Origin of the sequence: Alkalilimnicola ehrlichii (assembly GCF_003399765.1) — a bacterium.
Taxonomy (GTDB): domain Bacteria; phylum Pseudomonadota; class Gammaproteobacteria; order Nitrococcales; family AK92; genus AK92.
The window spans coordinates 46683-65147 of the sequence record NZ_NFZV01000024.1; the positions used below are offsets into that span (position 1 = coordinate 46683).

Genomic DNA, 18465 nt, shown 5'->3' on the forward strand with positions numbered 1-18465 from the left:
GCCCGTCTTTACTGTTGTTAAAGAAGGTTTATAATGGCAACAAAATGTCACCAAATAATAATGTAGTGGAACGTTAACGCGAGGGGGCGAAGCGTTCCTCGTCGCCGGCGGGGTTGTCGTCGGGCGATACGTCGATAAGGATTCAAGGATGGCCGTTACCTGCCTGCATGCGGTTGTTTATACCGCTCCGCCTGTATTTATTACCGAATCAGCGTTCGTATTACCCCAACACCGAGTTTTTAGGGCTCCTGGTCGGTGCTTTAAGGGCGCGCTGGGTGCTCGCCGGCCCCGGCGGATGACCGCGTAAGAGGCGGTTATTGCCCAGCAAGGGAGAGCTCTATGAGACATTCGCTATCTCGCATCGCCCATCGCCTGCATTTTCATCTTTCTCGGCCGGGACAGAAAAAGTTCGATCGGGCCTTACGCCAGGTTCGGGAAACGCAAGAGTGGATTTTTAGAAGCCAGCTTAGACGTAGCGCTGCAACGGAGGCCGGGCACGCCTTAGGGTTGCGGGAGGATATGTCGCTTGAGGCGTTTCAGGAGGCTGTGCCGTTAACGGACTACGAATACTGGCGGGGTGCGGTTGAGCGCCAGTGGCAACAAGGGCATAACGTGCTCACGGGCGAGGTCTGCGGCCGGTATCAGCCGAGCGGCAGCTCAGAGGAAGCGGTTAAGTGGATTCCTTATGGGCCAACGGTACTACATCAGATAGAGGCGGCGGTCGATCCCTGGCTCAGCGAGCTGTATAACCAAGAGCCTCGGCTGCGGGTCGGCAAGCATTTTTGGTCGTTCCCTTGGGTGCCCGCCGATTATGCCGGACGAGTCGGCAACCTACATGAGCATGTGGGATTGTCGTTAGCCAAGCGCCGCGTCCTCGCCGCGACCTCGGTCGTTCCCCCTTGGATGGTTTACACGTCGAGGTACGACGCGTTCATCCTGGCGAATCTTTGCCAGCTCGCCGCCGCTCGCGATTTATCGTTTCTGTCCGTATGGAGTCCGGTGTTTGCGCTGGATTTACTGGAGGCGCTGTCGCAGCGACGCGATGAAGTGGCAGCCGTATTGAATGGAACGGAGACACTTGTCGATACCGCCGGCCATCCGCTTAATGCGCAAGCCGCCGCGTTGTTGCAGGAGTGGGACGGGCATTTAAGCCCTGAATTTCTTCGTGAGTTGTGGCCGAGCCTGGGAGTCGTCAGCGCCTCGGATGGTGCCGCGGCCGCGCCTTGGGCAGACGCCGTGCGGGCGCTGTTGCCGGCTGTCCGTTTTCAAGGCAAAGGCTTGTGGGGGCCGGAAGGCGTGGTTACCCTTCCGTACCGCGGCAGCTACCCGTTGGCGGTGCGGAGTCACTTCTACGAATTCGTCGATTTGGACTCGGAGGCGGTTGTGCCTGCTTGGCAGCTGGAGCAGGGGCAAGAAGTGCGGCCGGTCTTGACTACGGCTAGCGGTTTGCTGCGCTATGCCCTGCCGGATCGCTTGTTGGTGTCCGGCTTTATGCAGGAGTGTCCTACCTTTACCTACTTGGGGCGTGCCGGCAGCGTCGATATTGTTGGCGAGCGTTTGAATCCGACCGTGGCCGAAACCTTATTGAGCAGTCTCCATAACATGCCGGCACGAAAGCCGCTTACCTTGATAGGGGTCGATGCCGGGCGACCGGCAAAACGGCCTTTTTACCTTGTGCTTTGCGAGGGGAGCGAAAATGCCGCGAGCGACCAACAGTTGGCCGCTCGCCTAGAAATCCAGCTTCGCGAGCACTTTCACTACGATTTAGCCCGGGATCTTGGGCATCTCGCACCCCTACAATGTTTTACGACGCGGCAAGCGCGGGCGATTATCCGTTACTTTGGCGAGCGCAAAAACCGTATCGTCGGCGATACCAGACCCGAGCCGCTGATCCATTGGGAGGGCGATTTGCACCCGCTTTTGGAAGCCTTCCTCGCTCAGGACGCTGCGGCTTGACCGGCGCTTAGCTCTACGCGGTCCAGTGCTTCGGTAAGGGTCCGCACCACCCGCTCCTGAGTCGCCTCCGGCATATTCGGCCAAATGGGCAAGCTGAGCACTTCGTCGGCCGCCGCCTCCGCTGCCGGCAGGGTCGCGCGCTGGTGACGATAGGGAGGTTGGCGATGCAGCGGGAGCGGATAATAGATTCCCGCATTAATCCCGGCTTTACGCAAAGTCTGGATCACACTGTCGCGATGCCCGTAGCCTACCCGAACCGTGTACTGGTGAAACACGTGGCTCTCCGCCGTTGCCGCATAGGGCAGACGCAAGCCAGGTTCGTGTTGCAACCAGCTTGAATAGCGAGCGGCCACCTTGCGCCGCAGGTCGTTCCACTCTTCGATATGCGGTAGTTTGACGCGCAGCAAGGCGGCTTGCATGGCATCGAGCCGCGAGTTGAAGCCGATTTCATCGTGCAGACCGCCGCCGCGATTAGCATGATCGCGCAGGCGGCGGCAGCGGTCGGCAAGATCGTCACGCTGGGTGGTGATCATGCCGCCGTCGCCGAAACCGCCCAGGTTCTTGGTCGGATAGAACGAGAAAGCGCCGATATCGCCAAGGCTGCCTAAGCGAGCGCCGTTGTGGCTACAGCCGAAGGCTTGTGCAACGTCTTCGACGATAGATAAGCCGTGGCGAGCGGCAATGGTTTTTAAGGCGCTCATGTCCACGGCTTGCCCATACAAATGGACCGGTAGCAGGCAGCGGGTGCGCTCGTTGATCGCCGCTTCGACCTGGCCGACGTCAAGATTAAAGGTTGTCGGGTCGATGTCCACGAATCGCGGCTCGGCGCCGAGTCGGCTGATAGCCTCGGCGGTGCCGAAAAAGGTAAACGGCGAGGTGATGACTTCATCGCCTGGGCCGACATCGAGCGCAGCAAGTCCGATAATCAGGGCATCGGTGCCGCTATTGACGCCGATAGCGTGACGAACGCCGAGGTAACTCGCAATCGCGTCCTCAAAGGCGGCTACCTCTTGCCCCAAAACATAGGCGCCGGAATGCAGTACGCGCATGATGGCGTCTTGTAACGCGTTCGCGAGCGGGCGGTCTTGAGCGCTTGGGTCATAAATGGGGATCGAGTTAGAAATTGCACTCATAAAAGTTCTCCGGTGCGGTGCTTGACCAGCTTCAGCGGAACCCGCTCGCGATGCCCTTGTTGGCGGGCGGCTTGAGTCCGGAGTTGTTCGCTCGCGGCTGCGATAACACGGACGACATCGACCGCATATTGATTGTCGGCCAGTTGCAGGCGGCGTTGCCGCACGCAGTCGAGGAAGTGTTCCAGCTCCAGCTTCAGAGGCTCGCCGTGGCCTTCGCACAGCAGCTCCGAACCTTCGTCGCGGACATCCAGGTCGTTGCCGATGCCTTTGTAATGGCGGGTGACGGTCTGGTCGATTTCGTCGTAAACCAATATCCCCTCGGTGCCGAGGATGGTCAGGCTGCGCCGCTTAGTCGGCCACCACCAGGAAACGTGCAAATGGCTTTGGATACCGCCCGGATACCCCAGGTGCAGGTGCACATCGTCTTCGATGTGATCCTGGTGGACGCATTGGCCATGCACCCGGAGCTCGTGCGGTAAGCTATCGAGTAGGTAGAGCTGGACGGCGACATCGTGCGAGCCGAGGCACCACAAGGCGTTTTCGTAGTCGCGGACACGACCGAGATTCAGCCGCTCCTGATGGATGCTACGAATGGTGCCGAGCCGCCCTTCGCGTAGGTAATCGCGTATCCATTGAACGGCCGGTTGAAAAAGAACCAGATGGCCAACCACCAAAATGCGCCCGAGCCGGCTGGCTAGCGCTTGCAACTCCTCGGCCTTGGCGAGGTTGGTCGTGAGCGGCTTTTCCACAAAGACGTCTTTTCCGCTCAGCAGTGCCGCTTTTACAACCTCATAGTGAGATTTGACCGGCGTCGCCACGGCGACGGCATCGACCTCGCTGGCGAGCAAGGCCTGCATGTCCCGATGGCAGGGTATATCCGGGTAAGTTTGGCGAAGTGCCTGGCAGCGTTGCGGGCAGTTGTCCGCGATGCCGCCGAGGACGCCAAGCTGGTGAAAATTACGAACGAGATTGCTACCCCAGGCGCCGGCCCCGATAACGCCCACTCGCACGTGGCGGCGACTCGAGCCGGTACAAGCCACTGTAGGCTTTTTGTGCTTGTTCTCAGGCATGTGCATCCTTTTTCCATGCCGCCGTTTCCCGTTGTGTAATGTGGTAAACGGCTGTTCTATCCTTGACGGGCAGCGCGTGCTCCAGCCCGAAGCTAAGCTGTTCGGGTCGGAACATGCCAACGCCCCATCCCGTTTCGGTAGCAGGTGCGTATTCCATGCAACCGCGTCCCGGGCCGTGGCGTGATCTTGCCGCGACGCTGACCGGTAGCCATGGCTTAGGCAGTCGTTGCTTACCAGCCTTATAGGACTGTGCTCTACTATACTTAAGGCGCCTGGCCCGTTTCCAGCTTTTCCGTCGCGGGCGACTGGATCTATGGTGACGCCCGCCGTAGCGCCGGCGTCACCATAGGGGGCTAGTGTTTTCTTAAGCTTGCCGGGCGGCGCTGCATGGAAGGTGCCGTATCGGCTCGGCGCTCCATTCGCCGGGCCTTACCTTAAAGGCGGCGCGAGTACGCATCGTTCAGCGCCTTACGATTCTTATGCTTGCGTTCGTACTGCTGCAATTGCCGGATGGCGTCCTTGTCCAGGTTATCGAGACGCTGCTTAATCTCTTCGGCGGTGAGGTCGTCGTAGCCCTGAATGGGAAAGCCGCCGTTTTGACTTTGAGCCTGCTTGGTTGCCGTTTGCGCCGTTTCTTGTGCGTGCTCGACGGTTTTTCCGCACTGGAACGAATTACCCGCAACCCTTGATTGGTTACATCCTGGCTGATCGACATTAGTTGCTGCGTATCTTCGGCAAGCTTGCGCCCAAGCTCCTCCGTTGCCCGGCTCTGATTCGCAAGATACTCCCGTAGGCTACGAGCGTCATGGACTTCCATCGCCTCGCGTAGCTGGCGCATCGTGTAGAGGGTGTAAGACTGCACTATTTCCAGCTGATAGTCGCTGAAGCGCTCCATGCTGTCGATCATTAAGCTTCCGAATTGACGCATCGGCGTCATCATATCGCCCCATTGCCGCATAGGCATCATGACGGCGTCCATGTGAGGGCTAGTCTCCTGAGACGGATTAGGCTGCATTTCTCGTACTCCCTGCCATGAGTAAGGAAACGGCAAATAACACTCGGATGTGCCGTAAGACGCTCAGAAGTTGGAGGCAAGTGCGATTTCGATCAAGGTTACGAAAGGAAATTGTTCAGCACTCCCTAAAAAGCAGAATAGGGTTACCGACGGTGTTGTTCAAACCGGATGCTCGTTGTCGGCGCAGGTTAGTCCGCCATCGCTGTTTCGTAACGCTGGAATACGCAGCAAACCACCCCGAACATTATAGACAGTCGAATCCGAGGAAGCCGCCGGTGTGAGCGCGCCGTTGCGCGCCACCGGCGGCCATAGGAATAGCGGCATGACGCGTATCAAACGGTATCCGGTAGCACCGCAACCGGAGCAGTTTCAAGCGGCGCTGGCTGCTCGTGCCGCCGAGAGGCGAAGCGAAGACGGGTACGTATTCTATCGTCTACGTACGGATTTTCACGGCATGCCACGGGGAGCCGTCATGATGGAAGGGCATGTCGTGCCGGCTTATCCCAGCGTGGCGCGGGTATTTGCGCTGGCGGCCGGGGTGCGGCAGGCGTTTCGCGAGCCATTCTACGCGGAAGAGAAAATCGACGGTTATAACGTACGCATCTTTCGGGTCGGCGAGGCGCTTGTTCCCGTTACGCGTAGCGGCGTGGTCTGCCCGTTTACGCGCGATCGGTTGCCGGATTTGCTGGATACGCAGGCCCTGAATAGCTTGTTCGATGCCCATCCCGATCTTGTGCTCTGCGCGGAGGTGGCGGGCAAGGGAAACCCGTACATGCCAACGTTAATCGATCGCTGGGGCGAGGATGTGCAATTGTTCTGCTTCGACCTGATGCGATTTGGCGAGCAACGCTTTTTGCCGGTTGCCGAGCGTCGGACCGTACTGGAGCGGTACGATATCCCCCAGACGCCGCTGCTCGGACGTTATAGCCGCGACGACCTGACTCCGTTGGGCGAGGCGTTACTCCGACTCGATAGTGAAGGGGCGGAGGGGGCCGTACTGAAACCGCCGGCGGACGGCTTGCGCGTTAAGTACGTAACGCCATCGATTAACCTGACCGATATCGTGAGCGATGCGGCGTTGGAGCTGGAGCTGCCGGGAGAGTTCTTTACCCACCGCATCGTGCGTATGGTCATGGCCTTGCGCGAGTTGGGCCAACGGGCGCGATTGGATGGGTTAGCCGGGGAGTTAGGAGAAGCGTTAATTCAAGGGTTTAACCAAGCTTTGGACGATGTCGAGCATGGCGAGCGAGTCGGGCGAACATTTCGGGTACGGCTTCGCCACGCCAGCAGTTGCGATGCGTTACTGGCGCATCTCGGTTATCGCTCCAGTACGATCGACGTTGTCGAGCAATCGCGGCGTTGGGACGGCAGCCACTACGAGCTGACGTTTCGCAAGATCTTTCGTAAATCCAGCGATCGCTTACGGACCTTGCTCGGCGGCGGACCGGTTTTCGATTAACCGCCTTGGCTGTCTGTTCCGCCGCGACGGGAAGTGCGGGTTTTCGGATTTAGGCGTTGCTTGCGCGGTTATCGTCCGAAAGCCGCTCTAAAATGCCGCGCAACGCACGCGGCTCGATCAAGCGCAGGCCGATCCGTTCGGCCCAGCGCATAAGGCCGGTATCGGCGGAGCAAACGGCTGCCCCGAGTTCGTGGGCGAGGAGGATAACATCCAAGTCCTCGGTCGAATCCAACAGCCCGGTCCGTAACGCTTCCCGGTAACGATCCCTAAGCCGGGTAATGGTTTTTTCGACGCTGCTGGGTTTGACTTCGCGCACCGCTTTTTCCGCCACCCGCAGCCCGCGATCGACGCGGGTGCGAATGTCGTCGATCAGCTCGTACAAATAATTGCCGGGGACGGTGATCTCGTCGCGGGTGGGCGCCTTGAGGCAAAGCACGAATTGGAAGTCGGAGGGCAAGCGGTCACGGTCGACGAAGGTTTGGAGTTCGGCAAAACCGAAGGGGGCATATAAAAGGTGGCGCGGTTATCGACCTGGCGCGCCAAGTCGACGAAGACATCGAGTGCCGTCGCCGCATCGGGGCCGAACGCCTCGGCGACGGCGGGGTTGCTGAAAACGCTGGTATCGAGCACCACGGGTTGCGGTTTGGTCGAATTCATCGTTGCCTCGTGTTGTCCCATATAAATGAATATGGCGCCGGTCGTCCCGTCCCATAAATTTGCTTCCCTCAGGGGTGGCGGTGGCGGGCAAGCTGCGCGAACAGGCTTGGGGCGCGGTCTGCGCCATCGGGGCGGATTGCAGAAGGAGTTAGCTGTGGCGGTAGAGGCAAACGAGTTGGTACGGCTGAGCCGGTCGATCGAGCGGCTCCAGGCATTTGTGCGTGCTCACCCGCGGTTGTTGCTGATTACGGGGGCCGGTTGCAGTACCGATTCGGGCATTCCCGATTACCGAGACGGCGACGGGCGTTGGAAGCGCAAGCAGCCGATTCAGTTTCAGGATTTCCTAAGGAGCGAGTCCAGTCGGCGGCGCTATTGGGCGCGTAGTCTGGTGGGGTGGCCGGCGATGGCCGCCGCCGCACCGAATCGCATTCATCGCACCGTTGCCGCCATGGAGCAGGCGGGTCAGGCCTGGTGGACGGTGACACAGAACGTCGACGGTTTGCACCAGCGTGCCGGTAGTCGCAAAGTCACGGATCTGCATGGTCGTCTGGACTCCGTGACTTGCTTATCTTGCGGCGCGCGTAAAGCGCGTTGCCTATTCCAAACCGAACTGTTGGATCTTAACCCCGCCTGGCGCGATGCGGACGTCGCTGCCACGCCGGTGCCCATCGCGCCGGACGGCGATGCCGACTTGGAGCGCGCCGATTTCGACCGCTTCGAGATTCCCTGCTGCGAGCGATGCGGCGGAGTGTGGAAGCCCGATGTGGTCTTCTTCGGCGAGAATGTACCCAAACCCCGGGTGGCCGATGTGTTCGCTAAATTGCACGAGGTCGACGCGGTACTGGTTCTGGGGTCGTCGCTTATGGTGTGGTCGTCGTTTCGGTTCGTGCGTGCCGCCGTCGAGGCCGGCCAGCCCGTGGCGGCGGTGAATCTTGGGCGCACGCGCGCCGATGCGGCGCTGTCGCTGAAGGTCGAGGCGCCCGCCGCGGAGGTTTTACCCTGTCTGGTAGAACAGCCAGCTTAAAGCGTCCAATGGATGTGTCGTTGATACTCGTATAAGAAATTTTGAATGATGCGCTCCTTGCTAAAGTCGGTGACATCCCGGTGTAGCGGGCCTTCTCGAACCAAGGCTTCGGCGCGATAAACGTGCCCGTAGGCGTCTTCCAAGGGGAGCATGGGAAAGGCGAAGTTACCCTTGTGATAGCGGCGTGCTTTGATCGCGTAATAAAACTCTTCGTCGTCGTCGCGAAAAACGGTGATGGTGGCCGCGTCCTGGGCGGCGGTCACCTCGACTTTGCGGTCGTGTTTCTCCAGCTCGCTCTTTAGGTCGGCAAAGGCGGCCGCCGCAGTGCTCCGGATGAACTGCTCGACCCGGCGATGGCGCTCCTCCGCCGTTTCGCGTCGTCTACTTTGCCGAAGCTCGCGAAAGATCTCGTCCAGTCGTTGCCGCCAAGCCATGCGCAATACCCTCCTTGGTCAATCCCATTTCTCGTCGCCGTATAGGTTGGGGTGTCGTCCGGGCGTGAGGGGTTCGCTGCGTAACGAACGGTGCAAGCTATAGCACATGAACAGCAGCACGACCGTGAACGGCAGTGCCGTTGTGACGGCTGCGGTTTGCAGCGCCAACAGGCCCCCGGTGAGTAATAAAATTGCCGCGACCACCCCTTCCAACACGGCCCAGAATAGGCGCTGAATCGTCGGCGACTGGGCGTGTCCGCCGGAGGCAAGAATGTCGATGACCAACGAGCCGGAGTCGGAAGAGGTGACGAAGAAGGTCAGGACAACGATCGTAGCGATACTCGACGTGAGCATCGCGAAGGGGAAGTCCTGGAGCAGGGCGAATAACGCCAGCGGTAAGTTGTCTTCGACAATCTGTACCAGCCCGCCCTCGCCGAACAGTTCGATATGGAGTGCCGTACCGCCGAAAATTGCCATCCAGGCAAAGGTCAGCAGGGTCGGAACTAACAGCACGCCGAGGATGAATTCGCGAATTGTCCGGCCGCGCGATATCCGCGCGATGAACATGCCGACGAATGGCGACCATGCGATCCACCAACCCCAATAGAACAACGTCCACTCGGCTTGCCATTCTTTATCGCCAAAAGCGTTCAGCCACACGGTGGTTTCGAGCAAGCGTTGTAGGTAGAAGCCGGTGGTTTGCACCACGTTGTCGACGATAAACATCGTCGGACCTATCGCCAGGACTAGCAAGGCCAGCAAAAGCCCGAGGCTTAAGTTGAACTCGCTAAGGCGACGGATGCCTCGGTCGAGGCCCAGCACGACCGATAAGGTGGCGATGGCCGTGATAATGGCAATGAGCGCGATCTGGATCGGAATGCTTTCGGCGAGGCCGAACAGATAATTCAGCCCGGCGTTGATCTGCATAACGCCAAGCCCCAGCGACGTCGCAATGCCGAACATCGTGCCGAATACCGCAAGAATATCGATCAAATTGCCGATAGGGCCGTAAATGCGCGGTCCGAGGAGCGGATAGAAGGCGGAACGAATGGCTAACGGTAACCCCCGGCGAAAGCTGAAGTACGCCAGCGACAGCCCGACGATGATGTAAATGCCCCAGGCATGCAGGCCCCAGTGAAAGTAAGTTAAGCGCAGTGCATTTTGCGCGGCAGCGACGGTACCGCCTGCCTCCACAGGCGGTTCGGCGAAATGCGAAATCGGTTCGGCAACGCTGAAGAACAAAAGGCCGATGCCCATGCCGGCGCTGAACAGCATCGCAAACCAAGTGCCGTAACTGTAATCGGGCTCGGAGTCGTTGCCGCCCAGGCGAATGCTGCCGTAGCGGCTAAACATAAGAATGACGACGAAGATAAGAAAGAAGGTTACCGCTATGACATAGAACCAGCCGAAATAAGTTATCAGGATGTTCTGAATTACTCCGAAGGCCCGGCCGGTGTGCTCGGTAAAGCGTGCTCCGACAACGACGAACAGCAGAATGACCGCGAGCGACACGAAAAAACGGTGGGATTAATCTTCAAGCCCCAGCGTTCGCCGACAGCCATGGCGGGTATCCTTACTGAACCTCCATTGCGTCAGTAAATAAGGGTTTTCTAACTCAAAGAATAGACTTGTATAAGCGTTTTGATGTGTTTGGCGACGCCGCGCAGCCTGGGCCGGGGTTATCGGCCCAGGCTGCGCGACCTGCCGCTATTCGGCGTTGTGCCCCCGATGGTGGCGGGGGCCCGGCCGGTGGTGGCGGGGGCCCGGCCGGTGGTGGCGGCGCTCGCTGAGCTTCGCCTTCTGCTCGTCGGTCAGTACTTCTTGTACCGTGGCGCGCACTCGGGCGCCCAATACCGTGGCTTCGGCAACCAATTCGCCGAGCTTTTCCGCTTCGCTGCGAACGGCCGTTTCGTCAAACCCGGACTGCGTGTGCTCGCCAATCGTGCGGTATTGCTCGCGTATTTGCTGGTGCAGCGCGTGCAACTCCGGGCGTGCGCTGTCGAGGATCGCTTGGATTTGCTCCTGTTGCGTCTCCGTCAATTCCAGATGCCGGCTCAGGCGCTCAAAGCCTTTCGGGTGCATCGGCATGCCGCTGGCGGCAAAGTTTTTCGCGCCGGTCGGCGCTTCGGCCGCTACCGTAGCGTTGATGCCGAGGGAGAGAACTAAGGCCGTGCCGAGGCCGGCAGCGTAGCGTTTCATCCGATTCATACAGCGACTCCTTGGTCGGAACAGGTTTTGCCTGAGCTTCAGTCTACGCAGCTGCATCGTTATTGCGGGTAGCGAGAGTGCAAGGCTTCTGTAAAGAAATGTTACGGAGCCGGTTTGGCACTGCGGTCTGCCGGGCCGCTATGGCAAAATCGAAGGCATCTGCTGGGAGAACCGAGAACGCTATGCCGAAGCTGTTACTGGTCGACGACGACGTCGAGCTGTGCCGAATGCTCACCGAATACTTAGAAGGCGAGGGTTTCGCCGTCGATAGCGTGCATACGGGGCGGGCTGCATTGGCGCAGGCCCAAAGCGGCGATTACGACGCCCTTGTGCTGGATGTCATGTTGCCCGAGCTGAGCGGCTTCGACGTCCTGCGGGAGCTGCGCAAAACCGACGCGACGCCGGTATTGATGTTGACGGCACGAGGCGAGGACGTCGATACGGTCGTTGGCCTGGAGCTAGGGGCGGACGACTATTTGCCAAAGCCATGCAACCCCCGCGTGCTGGTGGCCCGTTTACGTGCTTTGCTGCGCCGTATCGGTAGTGGCGACGGGCGAGAAGCGAGCGTGCTGCATATCGGCGATGTCTATCTGGACATTGGGCGCCGCTACGTCGCGGTCGCGGAGCAGCCGGTCACGCTGACCGGAACCGAGTTTTCGCTATTGGAGCTATTGCTCCGCGAAGCAGGCACCGTGGTTTCCAAAGAAACGATCTCGCAGCAGTGCCTGGGGCGCCCCCTATTGCCGTACGACCGGAGTATCGATATGCATATCAGCCACTTACGGCGGAAGCTCGGGCCCTTGCCGGATGGCACGGCCCGTATCACCACGGTGCGCGGCGTCGGTTATCAATACTTGGCGGCTGCCGATGCGTAGTTTGTTTCTCAAGATTTTTCTTTGGTTTTGGGTGGCGATGCTGCTGATGGGGGGCACCCTGATATTGGCCCAGCGCTACTGGGCCGGGCCGAGCTTACCGACACCCAGCGCGATGGCCGCTTACGTGGCCGAGGCCGAACGCATGTTCGCCCATAAAGACTCGGAGGGAGTGCGGCTTTGGCTGCGGCGCCTAAACCGAGAGTCGGAGTTGCGGTTCTTCGTTATCGAGGAGCGGAGTCGGCTGTTCCCGGCGCAGCGGTTGCCGCGGCCTTTGCAAGAGCGCTTGGAAGCGGAATTAGATACCCGCCAAACGCGTGGCGGCCGCCCCCGTGCGGTGGCCGAAGCTTTTAAAGTCGACGGCCGCGAGTATCACTTGGTAGCGATGCTGCCGCACCACCGGTACCGCCTACAGGATTTGCCCGTCAGCTTGCGCTTAGGCGTCGCGTTGGCGGTGAGCGCCGCGATAAGCCTTTTACTCGCCGGCGTTATCAGCCGGCCTATCCGACGGATTCGTCTTGCCGCTCAGCGTTTGGCCGACGGCGAGTTAGAAGCTCGGGTACCGCCTTTGCGCGGCCGCGACGAAATTGCCGAACTCGGCCACGATTTCAACCTCATGGCCGAGCGCCTACAGCATTTGCTGGAAGTCCAAACGCAACTGTTGCGCGATGTTTCCCATGAGCTACGATCGCCGCTTAACCGCCTGCAAGTGGCTTTGGAATTGGCGCGCGGGGCGGCGGGTGCATCGGCGGGCACCTCGTTGGATCGCATCGAGCGGGAAGCCGAGCGGCTAAACGATTTGATTGGCCAGGTGCTGTCGTTGTCGCGGATGGAAACCGGGGCGGTCGAGCCGCGTTGGGCAGCGGTCGATATTTCCGGCTTAGTTCGGGATGTGGTCGATGATGCCGCATTCGAAGCGGGCGACCGCTTATCGCTTCAGTTCCAAGGGGCCGAAGGCATCAGCGCGACCGCCGATGCGGGGCTGCTGCACTCGGCGGTCGAGAATGTCGTGCGCAACGCTGTTCAGTACTCGCCGGAAGGCGGCCGAGTCGGCGTTGTGCTGAGGACAGACGGCGAGGCGATAAATATCACGGTGCTCGACGACGGCCCCGGCTTGCCCGAAGAGCAGCTAGAACGGGTATTCGAACCGTTTGTCCGCGTCTCGGCCGCTCGCGAGCGCAGCACCGGCGGCTACGGCTTGGGCTTAGCCATCGCCCGGCGCGCGCTGCGTATCCACGGCGGCGATATCGAGGCGGCGAACCGGCCGGAGGGTGGCTTGGCCGTCAGCCTGCGGCTACCGCGCTCGCGGCCCAGCCGCGACACGAGTGTCGACAGCCCCTAATCCGGCTGCGGAGAATAATTTTTCAGCAGCCCGCTAAGCCCGAAGCAGTTCTGCGGCGGCAGGTAAGTAACATCGTCGCGGCGATAACACCGCCGCCGGCACCCCAGGCGTGAGCTTCGACGATGACATCGAAGGCGTGCGGCGAAGGCGCACTACCCCAGAGCTCCCACCCCAATTTAGCGGCGAGCAGAACCAGAAACAGCGCATTAAAACGCGGCTGCCGACGCAGACCGAGCAAGGCCCCGCCCGCCGCCAAGCCATGCAACACCCCGGAAAAGCCGGCATAGCCGACGATCTGCGGATGGATCAGCAGCAGAGCGAAAGCCACCGACAAAGCGCTCCAAATGCCGATAAACATGCCGTTGAACGTACGCAACTGCTCGCTCCAGAGCAGCCAGATTAGTATCAGGCCGGCGGCATTAAGGCTTACGTGAGCAAGGTCGATATGCACGAACTGCCCCGACAGGAGCAGCCAGTAGCGGCCGTCCAAGACCGCATCGCGGCGGTAGCTTAACGATGCGCCAAGATCCAGGCCGTACGCCGCCAAAAGCAGCGCACCGAGGCCGAGCGGGAGTATGAGGCGGGGCAAAGCCTCCTGGGCGCGCATGGCAATCACCGACGACGGCGCCCTACAGCGAGCAGGATTAACGCCAACACGACGCCGTAACTAAGGCTGCCGTAGCCGGCGCGCACCTGCTCCGGTTCCAGATGAGCGGCGATCCAGTCGGTGTATTGGGTGAGGTCCGTGTAAACGCCGTACAGCCCCTCGGTTGCGCATCGCTCCGGACCCCAACTGACTACGCCCACCAATACGTAAGCCTGGCCGTCGTGCACCATCAGCGGGCCGCCGCTATCGCCCCGGCAGGAGTCTCTCTGCTGATAATATTCCACCTCGTAGCCTGCACACAGCATTCGGTCGGTGATGGGCGGGTAGGCCGGGTCGGCATTGTTGAAGTCTTGGCGGCAGCGGCCACGGTCGATCAATCTAAGCTCGGCTTCCTGTAAGCGGAAGGGGCGGCTGCCTTGGTTACTCGTTACACCCCAGCCGATGACCGTCGCATGCCGCCCCGTTTGGTCGGTCGGCCGTGCAAATTCCGCCTCCCCGATACGCATCGGCGGGCCGTTGAACGTATCCGCCAATTTCAACAGGGCGAGATCGTGGGCCAGGGTGCCGGGGTGGTAGCGCGGGTGTAGCCACACGCCGATAACGCGCAAACGCTCGCCGCCCAGGAGGAGGGAGTGCGTTTGGCTCAATACCTCGATATCCCAGGGCGCTCGTCGCTCGACGCAATGAGCCGCCGTGATGACCCAGCGCGGCGCGATTAAGGTACCGCCGCAGAAATAACCGCCGTAGGTGCTCGCCCAGCCGGTGTCGATCAGGCCGACATGGGCCGGCCAGGCGGCTTCCTCGGCATGATCGCCGCCGATGATGCGCGGCTGAATGCGCTCGCCGGCCAGCGTCTGGCTTGTCCAAGCGAGGAGCATCGCGGCCAGCCACAGCGACAACCGGCGACCAAAAAAAGGCGTGATTTTTCGTAGCGTCATGAAGGGTTGGTGGTTCCCGTTTTCGCTCAGGGTGCTAAGCTTTCCCGGCCTAAGAAAACGCCGAACGCTGCCGAGCCGGAAGCTGGCGGCAATGACGTCCGGCGCTTTCTTAACACCACAGCCGCAGTGACTGACAATAAACTAAGTGGATCGACCATGCAGCTGCTTTTATTGATTTCGCGCGGGATCGATGCCTTCACCGGCGCCGTTGGCCGTCTAATGGGATGGGCGGCGCTGCTGTTGGTATTGATTGGCGTTTATAACGCTATTACCCGCTATCTGGGGGCGATGTTCGGCGTGCAATTGGCCGGCAATGTTTGGATCGAAACCCAAACCTATCTGTTCAACCTGATTTTTCTGTTGGGGGCGGCGTACCTGCTGAGTCGCGACGGCCATATTCGCGTCGATGTACTGTCCAGTCGTTTTAGCGCCCGCACGCGCGCCTGGATCGATATCGTCGGTACGGTATTTCTGTTGCTGCCGTTTTGTTGGCTAGCGATCTACTACAGCTGGGACTATGTGTTGCGATCCTGGGCGGTGCTGGAGCAAAGCCCCAATCCCGGCGGTTTGCCCCGCTACCCGATCAAAACGGTTATTATCGTCGCCTTCGTGTTGCTGATGTTACAGGGCGTGAGCGAGGTGATTAAGCGCGTCGCCTTTCTGCGCGGTTGGCGGTCGACGCCGACGGATGCCGAGGGGGAGAAATCGTAATGGAGTATCTCGCTCTCTGGATGTTCGTCGTCCTCATCCTGCTCTTGCTTTCGGGCTACCCGGTAGCTTTTCCCTGGGCGGTACCGCCTTGCTGTTTACGCTGTTTGCGAGCGATCTGGTGCCGACCCTGCTCGGTATTTCCTACCCCTGGGATACGCCGATCCGCATGGCGCGACTTAACATACTGCCGCAGCGAATATTCGGCAGTGTGATGGACAATTACACCTTAGTGGCCGTGCCCTTCTTTATCTTCATGGGCGTCATGCTGGAAAAGTCCGGCTTGGCGGAAGAGCTATTGAAAACGATGGGGCGCCTATTCGGCGCCTTGCGCGGCGGCATGGCGATTTCCGTCGTCGTGGTGGGTGCTTTACTGGCGGCCTCGACCGGCGTTGTCGGCGCCTCGGTCGTCACCATGGCCGTACTGGCTTTGCCGGTGATGCTGAAGTACGGCTACGACAAAGCGTTCGCCAGCGGCGTGGTCGTCTCCTCCGGCACTTTAGGCCAGATTATCCCGCCGAGCATCGTTCTCATCATCTTAGCGGACCAAATGGGTATTTCGGTCGGCGACTTATTTTTAGGTGCGTTTATCCCCGGCTTATTGCTGGCGTTTATGTACATCCTATGGGTGGTTTGGGTCGCTTGGCGCCACCCGGCGGCGGCGCCGGCCATGCCGGTTGACGAGCGACCGGAGTGGGGGCGCGAGCTCGCCATGCTGGTTGTGCGCAGCTTAATACCGCCATTGGCACTCGTATTCGTTGTGCTGGGGACAATCTTCTTCGGCATCGCATCCGCCACAGAGGCCGGCGCCGCAGGTGCCTTAGGCGCGTTGATCCTAGCGGCCATCAATCGCCGTTTGAACATGGGCAATCTACGCGCGGCGATGGATCAGACCGTGCGGCTGACCAGCATGGTCTTCATGATTCTCGTCGCCGCCACCGTATTCATAATGGTATTCAATGCCTTGCGTGGCCCGCGCATCGTAGAAGAGCTGTTGCTGAACTTGCCGGGCGGCGAGTGGGGCTTTTTATTCTTTGTGATGCTGACCATCTTCGCGCTCGGCTTCTTCCTCGATTTTATCGAGATCTCCTTTATTGCGGTGCCTTTGGTCGTGCCGATCGCATTGAGCTTCGGATTAGACCCGCTCTGGTTAGGAGTGTTGATCGCTCTGAACTTGCAAGCGTCGTTCTTAACGCCGCCGTTCGGCTTCTCGCTGTTTTACCTAAAAGGCGTGGCGCCGCCTGGTGTCACCACATGGCATATTTATCGAGGCGTCGTCCCGTTTATATTGATACAGCTGTTGGCGCTGACGCTGGTTATTACGTTTCCGCAGTTAGCGTTGTGGTTGCCGGGGATGAGCATGACGCCGTAGGAGAGAGGCGGCTTTTTTGAAGCCGCCCGCAAGATGTTTAGTGAGATAAATGTCATTGGCCGGGCGGCGCTAATTGCACTTGCCTGCGGGGTCCCGCCCCCACGGACGCATAGAAGAACCGGATAAGGAAGATTGGCATGACGATGAAGCCATGGTTGGGAATATTGGGGGCGTTGTTATTAGCCGGCTGCGGGACGAGCGGTGAGCGGATTGACCCGGAGAACCTAAGCCCGGAGTTGCAGGCGCATGTGGACCGGACGCTGGAGAGCCTGGTGTTCGTCGAAGGTGGGACGTTCATGATGGGGGACGTCGGCTTTGAGCGGACGCTGTCGGACGGGACGGTGATTAATCGGTTTTGGACCGGGGATCGAGATACGCATCCGGCACATGAGGTGACCTTGGATAGTTACTCGATTCAGCGGTATGAAATTACTTATGAAGAGTACGACCTGTTCACAAAGACGAGCGGGCGCGAATTGGTTCGGGGGCACCGCTTGCACAATGAGAGTCGTGCTCCAAACCTTCCCGCATGGGGTATGGATTGGTACGACGCCCGCGCGTACTGCCACTGGTTAGGCGAACTCACAGGGCTGCCGTTTGATCTGCCGACCGAGGCGCAGTGGGAGTACGCGGCGCGGAGCCGCGGTAAGAACGTGCCGTATGCGACAGACGACGGCACCATCGACCGGGGGCGTAACTATCGTGGACCGGATACGCCGTCGGGTGAAACACCACCGGGTAGTTTTCCTCCTAATCCGCTCGGGTTGTATGACATGATGGGGAACGTGCCGGAGTGGGTCTTGGATTGGTATGGACCGTATACCGAGGAGCCGAAGCACAACCCGCAAGGGCCTGATGACGGTGCTCGGAAAGTGCAGCGCGGTGGAAGTTGGTTGGGCACCGCGGAATATAACATGGTATTCCGGCGTGCACCGCGTTCTCCTGATAACACCGGGGGAGGTGGTGGTATTCGTTGTGTGGTGAATCAAACAAGCCCGATTGAGGCCGGCCCGCTAGAGTAACCGTAAGACAGGAAGGCGGCGATGGCGCGGTACTCTGCGCGCGCCATCGCGACGGCCAGGAATGGCCCTTAAAAGCCGGTGGTTAGGTAAAGTCCTCCAGCCAACTAAGGAATTCACGTTTCTGACGGCCGTCGAGGAAGTCCATGATTTGCTGCTGGTTGGCCTCTGCCCGGTTCGCTTTTTCCGTCGCAGACCCGCCCGGTGTCACCGGGCCGATGTGCTCGAGAATCTCCTGGTATTCCCGTTTGCTGGTGACCAGGGTTTGCAGGAGGTAGAGGATGGCCGCCTCGCGGCGCTCGTTCCGACCGGGGCCGTATTGCAGGATGCCGCTGCTGCTGGGAATGAGTTGTACGTCTCGGAAGTTCCATCCGTCGCCGGTGTTCATGAGCCTATAAATCATTCGACCAATCGTGCGGCTTGGTAGGTTGCGGTTGAGGCGTAGCCGAAACCCAACATCTTCAAACGCTTGCTGAGCGGGAAGGGGGGATGCTGGGTTTCGCCGTTGGCTCAACCCAGCCTACAGTGCCGCATCCTCCGGGGGCGTTGTGCCTACAATCGGGTAATAAAGCCCTATACACTAGGGGCCAGCCTAGTGGACGCATAGAAGAATCGGATAAGGAAGATTGGCATGACGATGAAGCCATGGTT

The 18465-nt window shown here is 59.8% G+C and carries 19 protein-coding genes; 8 read left to right on the top strand and 11 right to left on the bottom strand.

All coding sequences use genetic code 11. The annotated features are described in order from the left end of the window. Nucleotides 1–339: 339 nt before the first annotated feature. Complete coding sequence (locus tag CAI21_RS18195; RefSeq protein WP_116303597.1) at nt 340–1956, top strand: GH3 family acyl-acid amido synthetase; 1617 nt, start codon at nt 340–342, stop codon at nt 1954–1956. On the opposite strand, the gene CAI21_RS18200 is transcribed toward CAI21_RS18195, so the two are convergent. The 4 genes from CAI21_RS18200 to CAI21_RS18210 form a co-directional block, all read right to left on the bottom strand. Then, on the bottom strand, nt 1938–3089 hold the full coding sequence (locus CAI21_RS18200; RefSeq protein ID WP_116303598.1) for a DegT/DnrJ/EryC1/StrS family aminotransferase: 1152 nt from the start codon (nt 3087–3089) through the stop codon (nt 1938–1940). The two genes, CAI21_RS18195 and CAI21_RS18200, sit on opposite strands and share 19 nt — an antisense overlap. Then, nucleotides 3086–4159: a Gfo/Idh/MocA family protein gene (locus CAI21_RS18205; protein ID WP_258868209.1), complete on the bottom strand. Its 1074-nt coding sequence runs from the start codon at nt 4157–4159 to the stop codon at nt 3086–3088. The genes CAI21_RS18200 and CAI21_RS18205 overlap by 4 nt, the downstream gene beginning before the upstream one ends. Then, on the bottom strand, nt 4152–4316 hold the full coding sequence (locus CAI21_RS23340) for a hypothetical protein (RefSeq protein WP_181919519.1): 165 nt from the start codon (nt 4314–4316) through the stop codon (nt 4152–4154). The genes CAI21_RS18205 and CAI21_RS23340 overlap by 8 nt, the downstream gene beginning before the upstream one ends. A gap of 303 nt (nt 4317–4619) precedes the next feature. Then, nucleotides 4620–5174, bottom strand: a complete 555-nt coding sequence (locus CAI21_RS18210; protein ID WP_116303599.1) for a phasin family protein — start codon at nt 5172–5174, stop codon at nt 4620–4622. 277 nt (nt 5175–5451) lie between these two features. Between CAI21_RS18210 and CAI21_RS18215 the strand changes: the two genes are divergently transcribed. Then, nucleotides 5452–6633 carry an RNA ligase gene (locus CAI21_RS18215; RefSeq protein ID WP_258868208.1) on the top strand — a complete coding sequence of 394 codons (1182 nt, stop codon included), beginning with the start codon at nt 5452–5454 and terminating at the stop codon, nt 6631–6633. Between the two features lie 49 nt (nt 6634–6682). On the opposite strand, the gene CAI21_RS18220 is transcribed toward CAI21_RS18215, so the two are convergent. Continuing rightward, on the bottom strand, nt 6683–7090 hold the full coding sequence (locus CAI21_RS18220; RefSeq protein ID WP_258868994.1) for an RNA ligase partner protein: 408 nt from the start codon (nt 7088–7090) through the stop codon (nt 6683–6685). A gap of 354 nt (nt 7091–7444) precedes the next feature. On the opposite strand from CAI21_RS18220, the gene CAI21_RS18225 reads away from it, so the two are divergent. After that, nucleotides 7445–8314 carry an NAD-dependent protein deacetylase gene (locus CAI21_RS18225; RefSeq protein WP_258868207.1) on the top strand — a complete coding sequence of 290 codons (870 nt, stop codon included), beginning with the start codon at nt 7445–7447 and terminating at the stop codon, nt 8312–8314. Here the strand turns inward: CAI21_RS18225 and CAI21_RS25240 are convergent. From CAI21_RS25240 to CAI21_RS18240, 3 genes are all read right to left on the bottom strand, one after another. Next, the gene (locus CAI21_RS25240; protein WP_116303601.1) at nt 8311–8748 is read right to left on the bottom strand and encodes a hypothetical protein; all 438 of its coding nucleotides are present in this window, start codon (nt 8746–8748) and stop codon (nt 8311–8313) included. The genes CAI21_RS18225 and CAI21_RS25240 overlap by 4 nt on opposite strands. An 18-nt stretch (nt 8749–8766) precedes the next feature. Then, nucleotides 8767–10260: a BCCT family transporter gene (locus CAI21_RS18235; protein ID WP_116303602.1), complete on the bottom strand. Its 1494-nt coding sequence runs from the start codon at nt 10258–10260 to the stop codon at nt 8767–8769. 195 nt (nt 10261–10455) lie between these two features. Then, the gene (locus CAI21_RS18240; RefSeq protein ID WP_181919521.1) at nt 10456–10956 is read right to left on the bottom strand and encodes a Spy/CpxP family protein refolding chaperone; all 501 of its coding nucleotides are present in this window, start codon (nt 10954–10956) and stop codon (nt 10456–10458) included. Between the two features lie 182 nt (nt 10957–11138). Here CAI21_RS18240 and CAI21_RS18245 point away from each other — a divergent pair, with 182 nt between their 5' ends. Together CAI21_RS18245 and CAI21_RS18250 are read left to right on the top strand one after the other, a co-directional pair. Next, complete coding sequence (locus CAI21_RS18245) at nt 11139–11831, top strand: response regulator transcription factor (RefSeq protein WP_116303604.1); 693 nt, start codon at nt 11139–11141, stop codon at nt 11829–11831. Further along, nucleotides 11824–13170: a sensor histidine kinase gene (locus CAI21_RS18250; RefSeq protein ID WP_181919522.1), complete on the top strand. Its 1347-nt coding sequence runs from the start codon at nt 11824–11826 to the stop codon at nt 13168–13170. The genes CAI21_RS18245 and CAI21_RS18250 overlap by 8 nt, the downstream gene beginning before the upstream one ends. 22 nt (nt 13171–13192) lie before the next feature. Here the strand turns inward: CAI21_RS18250 and rrtA are convergent, their stop codons facing one another. Then, nucleotides 13193–13777: a rhombosortase gene (rrtA, locus tag CAI21_RS18255; RefSeq protein WP_147305168.1), complete on the bottom strand. Its 585-nt coding sequence runs from the start codon at nt 13775–13777 to the stop codon at nt 13193–13195. Between the two features lie 5 nt (nt 13778–13782). Then, nucleotides 13783–14715: a S1 family peptidase gene (locus CAI21_RS18260; protein WP_116303607.1), complete on the bottom strand. Its 933-nt coding sequence runs from the start codon at nt 14713–14715 to the stop codon at nt 13783–13785. A 156-nt stretch (nt 14716–14871) separates the two neighbouring features. On the opposite strand from CAI21_RS18260, the gene CAI21_RS18265 reads away from it, so the two are divergent. From CAI21_RS18265 to CAI21_RS18275, 3 genes are all read left to right on the top strand, one after another. Then, entirely contained in the window at nt 14872–15426 is a 555-nt protein-coding gene (locus CAI21_RS18265) for a TRAP transporter small permease subunit (RefSeq protein ID WP_116303616.1), read from the top strand. A gap of 88 nt (nt 15427–15514) precedes the next feature. Continuing rightward, a complete protein-coding gene (locus CAI21_RS18270) occupies nt 15515–16795 on the top strand; it encodes a TRAP transporter large permease (protein ID WP_309544720.1) in 1281 nt (426 codons plus the stop codon). Between the two features lie 137 nt (nt 16796–16932). After that, nucleotides 16933–17817: a formylglycine-generating enzyme family protein gene (locus tag CAI21_RS18275; protein ID WP_116303608.1), complete on the top strand. Its 885-nt coding sequence runs from the start codon at nt 16933–16935 to the stop codon at nt 17815–17817. A gap of 82 nt (nt 17818–17899) precedes the next feature. Here CAI21_RS18275 and CAI21_RS18280 read toward each other — a convergent pair whose 3' ends face one another. Continuing rightward, entirely contained in the window at nt 17900–18217 is a 318-nt protein-coding gene (locus tag CAI21_RS18280) for a hypothetical protein (protein ID WP_116303609.1), read from the bottom strand. Nucleotides 18218–18465: the final 248 nt, after the last annotated feature.